A 4057-nucleotide genomic window follows, 5' to 3' on the forward strand; every position below is an offset into this window, starting at 1 on the left:
AAGCGTGGCGGCAGGCACGGATCTTCGCGAGGAAGACTTCGTGCGGCACCGTCACCTTGCCGTCCTGGTGGCCGCACTGCTTTTCGTCGGACACCTGGTTTTCGATCTGCAGCGCGCAGGCGCCGGCTTCGATCATCTTCTTGGCGAGCAGGTAGGTCGCTTCCGCGTTGCCGAAGCCGGCGTCGATGTCCGCAATCACCGGCACGACGTGGGTCTGGAAAGTGTCGATCTTCTCGATCAACGCCTGCTCCTTCGCCTGATCGCCGGCCTTGCGGGCAGCGTCGAGGTTGCGGAAAATATCGTTGAGTTCGCGCTGATCCGCCTGACGCAGGAAGGTGTAGAGCTCTTCGATCAGCGCCGGCACGGATGTCTTCTCGTGCATCGACTGGTCGGGCAGCGGGCCGAACTCCGAACGCAGCGCGGCGATCATCCAGCCAGATAGGTAGAGATAGGTGCGATCGGTCGTGCCAAAGTGCTTCTTCACCGAGATCAGCTTCTGCTGGGCGATAAAGCCGTGCCAGCACCCGAGCGACTGGGTGTATTTCGTGCTGTCGGCGTCATAGGCCGCCATATCGGCGCGCATCAGCGCAGCGGTGTAGCGCGCAATGTCGAGGCCGGTCTTGAAGCGGTTCTGCAGGCGCATGCGGGCCACGGCTTCGGCCTTCACGCCATTCCACGTGTCCTTGTCCTTCAGGAGCGCTTCGGCGGCTCCGATTTCGCTCTGATAGGAGGCTGGCCCCTGGATGGCCTGATCGCTGATCCCACGTGGCTGGAAGTTCATCTCATCAATCCTTCAGTGAAGAAATTTTATCGACAGACGTGACAAGCACCCTGCGAAGCGTGTCGTGAGATAAACGCCAAACTCGCTCAATGCGATAGATGGCTTGTGTTTGAATGGTGATGCAATGTAACATCACGACTTGTAATAAATGTCATTTTGTCATAATTGTCACAAACAGGTATTTGGCGATGGCTGGCGACTCCGCAAAGAAACTGTTCGTCGGTCCCCGGTTCCGGCGGATTCGCCAGCAACTCGGCCTGTCGCAGACCCAGATCGCCGAGGGGCTGGGCATTTCGCCGAGCTACATCAACCTGATCGAGCGCAACCAGCGTCCAGTGACCGCGCAACTCCTGATGCGGCTGGCGCAGACCTACGACCTCGACCTGCGCGACCTCGCCACCGCCGACGAGGACCGCTTCTTCGCCGAACTAAACGAGATTTTCTCCGATCCGCTGTTTCGGCAGATCGACCTGCCGAAGCAGGAGCTGCGCGACCTCGCCGAACTCTGCCCCGGCGTCACTCACGCGCTGCAGCGGATGTACGCCGCCTATGCCGAAGCGCGGCGCGGCGAGACGCTGGTGGCAGCGCAATTCGCCGACCGCAACGAGGGCGGCCATTACGAGGCCAACCCGATCGAGCGGGTCCGCGACCTGATCGAGGCCAACCGCAACTATTTCCCCGAGCTGGAGCAGGCCGCCGAAACCTTGCGCGACGAGATCAACGAGACCGCGCCGGATCTCTACGCCGCGCTTTCGACGCGGCTGCGGGAAAAACATTCGATCGTCACCCGGATCATGCCGGTGGACGTGATGCGCGAGACGCTACGTCGCTTCGACCGGCACCGCCGGCAACTGCTGATCTCCGAACTGGTGGACAGTCCCGGCCGCGCGTTCCAGCTTGCGTTCCAGCTCGGGCTTGCCGAATGCAGCAGCCATTTCGAGACCATCGTCGGCCGTGCCGGCCCGCTCGACGACACGCCGCGCAGATTGTACCGCATCACGCTGGCAAACTACTTTGCCGCCGCGGTGCTGATGCCTTACGCCGCGTTCCATGGCGCCGCAGAGGCGCTGAGCTACGACTTGCAGGTGCTCGGCCAGCGCTTCAACGTCGGCTTCGAGCAGGTCTGCCACCGCCTCACCACGCTGCAGCGACCCACCGCGCGCGGCGTGCCGTTCTTCATGCTGCGCGTGGACAATGCCGGCAACGTCTCCAAGCGGTTCTCGTCGGGTACCTTCCCGTTCTCGAAATTCGGCGGTACCTGCCCCTTGTGGAACGTACATTCCACCTTCGACACGCCGGACCGCCTCTTGAAGCAGGTGATCGAGCTGCCCGACGCCAGCCGCTATTTCTCGATCGCCCAGATGGTACGCCGGCCGCCAGCGCCGCACGGCCAGCCGCAGCCGCGTTTTGCCATCGGCCTCGGCTGCGAGATTCGTCACGCAGCGAAACTGGTCTATGCGTCGGGCATGGACCTGGAGAAAGCCGAAGGCACCCCGATCGGCGTCAACTGCCGGCTGTGCGAACGCGAAAATTGCCCGCAACGCGCCGAGCCGCCGATCACGCGAACGCTGATCCTGGATGAGAACACGCGAAGGGTGTCGAGCTTTGCGTTCAGCAATGCACGAGAGTTATAGTAGCGCCATCTTTCTACTTAAGATGACATCGGGATGGAACGATGACGTTGCAGGTCCGGGAAATGCTTCCATCTGAGGCCCATGTGGTGACCTCCTACTTCCACAATTCCACGCCGGAATTTCTGGAAAACATGGGTGTCGATCCCACGCGAATTCCAACGATTGGGATCTGGCAAGACCGCATCGCGCAGCAATATGCACTGCCGCCCAAAAGCCGCGCCGCGGTGGTCGTGCTGTGGCTGATGGACGACAAGCCCGTTGGATTTTCAAGCTGCGACAAGATCGTCTATGGCGAGCACGCCACCATGCATCTTCACGTACTGCAGCCCGAGAGAAGACAGAGCGGAATTGGCACCCCCGGCGTCCGCCAGAGCGCCGCCATCTATTTCGACATGCTAAAGCTCAAATCGCTGTTTTGCGAGCCCAACGCCTTCAACACTGCGCCGAACCGGACGCTGCAAAAGGCCGGCTTTAAATACCTGAAGACCCACATGACGGTGCCAGGATTGCTGAACTATCATCAGGCTGTGACACGATGGATGGTCGAACGGCCGCAAATGGAAGGCTGGAAGACGTAAAGCGATGGCTGGTAAAGCCAATTAGCGCGCGTCCGGATCGTCAAACGCATGGATCAGCCGAACACCTCCGTCATGGCCGGGCTTGTCCCGGCCATCCACGTCTGTATTCCTATCGGCTGAGATCGTGGAGGCCCGGGACGAGGCCGGGCATGACGGGGAGAGGCCGGCGCTGATGCTGCGAATGTCATTGCGGATGCGATCCACTATTATTTCTATTGCGGCGCTTGCTATCACCGGTCTGGCCTCGCCGGCTTCCGCTCAATTCGCACCACCCATTCAGGCCCGACCGACTACGCCGACGGCTGGCGCCGCCGCAACGGTGAGGCCCGCGATCACAGCAAGTCCACGCGCTGCCGCCTGCCATGGCGGCCAGTCCTTCGACCAGTTCCTCGTCAGTCTGAAGCAGCAGGCCACCGCCGCTGGCGTGTCATCCCGCGCTATCGCAGCGTCGTCGCCTTGGCTGGTCTACGACCCCAAGATCGTCAACCGAGACCGCGGCCAGCGGGTGTTCGGCCAGTTGTTCACCGAATTCGCCCGCCGCATGGCCGCGGATTACCGGATGCAGAACGGGCAGCTCAAGATCAAGGCCCATGCGGCGGCGTTCGCCCGCGCAGAGAAACAGTACGGCGTGCCGCCGGCGGTGATTGCGGCATTCTGGGCGCTGGAGAGCGATTTTGGCGCCCAGATGGGTAACCTGCCGACGCTGCCCTCGCTGGTGTCGCTGGCCTATGACTGCCGCCGCTCGAAAATGTTTCAGGACGAGACCATCGCCGCGCTTAAAATCATCGACCGCGGCGATCTTGCGCCGGAGGAGATGATCGGCTCGTGGGCCGGCGAGCTCGGCCAGACCCAGTTCCTGCCAACGCATTATTTCAACTACGCGGTGGACTATGACGGCGACGGCCACCGCAACCTGCTGCGCAGCCCCGACGATGTAATCGGCTCGACCGCGAACTACATCGCCAACGGGCTGAAATGGCGGCGCGGCGAGCCATGGCTGCAGGAAGTTCGCGTGCCGGCTTCCAGTTTCCCTTGGGACCAGGCCGACCTCACCGTCCAGTTGC

4 protein-coding genes are annotated in these 4057 nt (G+C 61.9%); 3 read left to right on the plus strand and 1 reads right to left on the minus strand.

The window, feature by feature from the left end; translation table 11 throughout:
• Nucleotides 1–781: isocitrate lyase (locus JWR89_RS15625; protein ID WP_299717702.1), on the minus strand; the 781-nt coding region annotated here is incomplete at its 3' end.
• Nucleotides 782–969: 188 nt separating this feature from the next.
• Here JWR89_RS15625 and JWR89_RS15630 point away from each other — a divergent pair.
• From JWR89_RS15630 to JWR89_RS15640, 3 genes are all read left to right on the plus strand, one after another.
• Nucleotides 970–2415 carry an XRE family transcriptional regulator gene (locus JWR89_RS15630; protein WP_299717704.1) on the plus strand — a complete coding sequence of 482 codons (1446 nt, stop codon included), beginning with the start codon at nucleotides 970–972 and terminating at the stop codon, nucleotides 2413–2415.
• A gap of 41 nt (nucleotides 2416–2456) precedes the next feature.
• Nucleotides 2457–2993: a GNAT family protein gene (locus tag JWR89_RS15635; RefSeq protein ID WP_299717706.1), complete on the plus strand. Its 537-nt coding sequence runs from the start codon at nucleotides 2457–2459 to the stop codon at nucleotides 2991–2993.
• 193 nt (nucleotides 2994–3186) lie between these two features.
• Nucleotides 3187–4057: lytic murein transglycosylase (locus tag JWR89_RS15640; protein WP_299717708.1), on the plus strand; the 871-nt coding region annotated here is incomplete at its 3' end.

Origin of the sequence: Tardiphaga sp., from assembly GCF_028290785.1 — a bacterium.
In the GTDB taxonomy this organism is placed as follows: Bacteria; Pseudomonadota; Alphaproteobacteria; order Rhizobiales; family Xanthobacteraceae; genus Tardiphaga.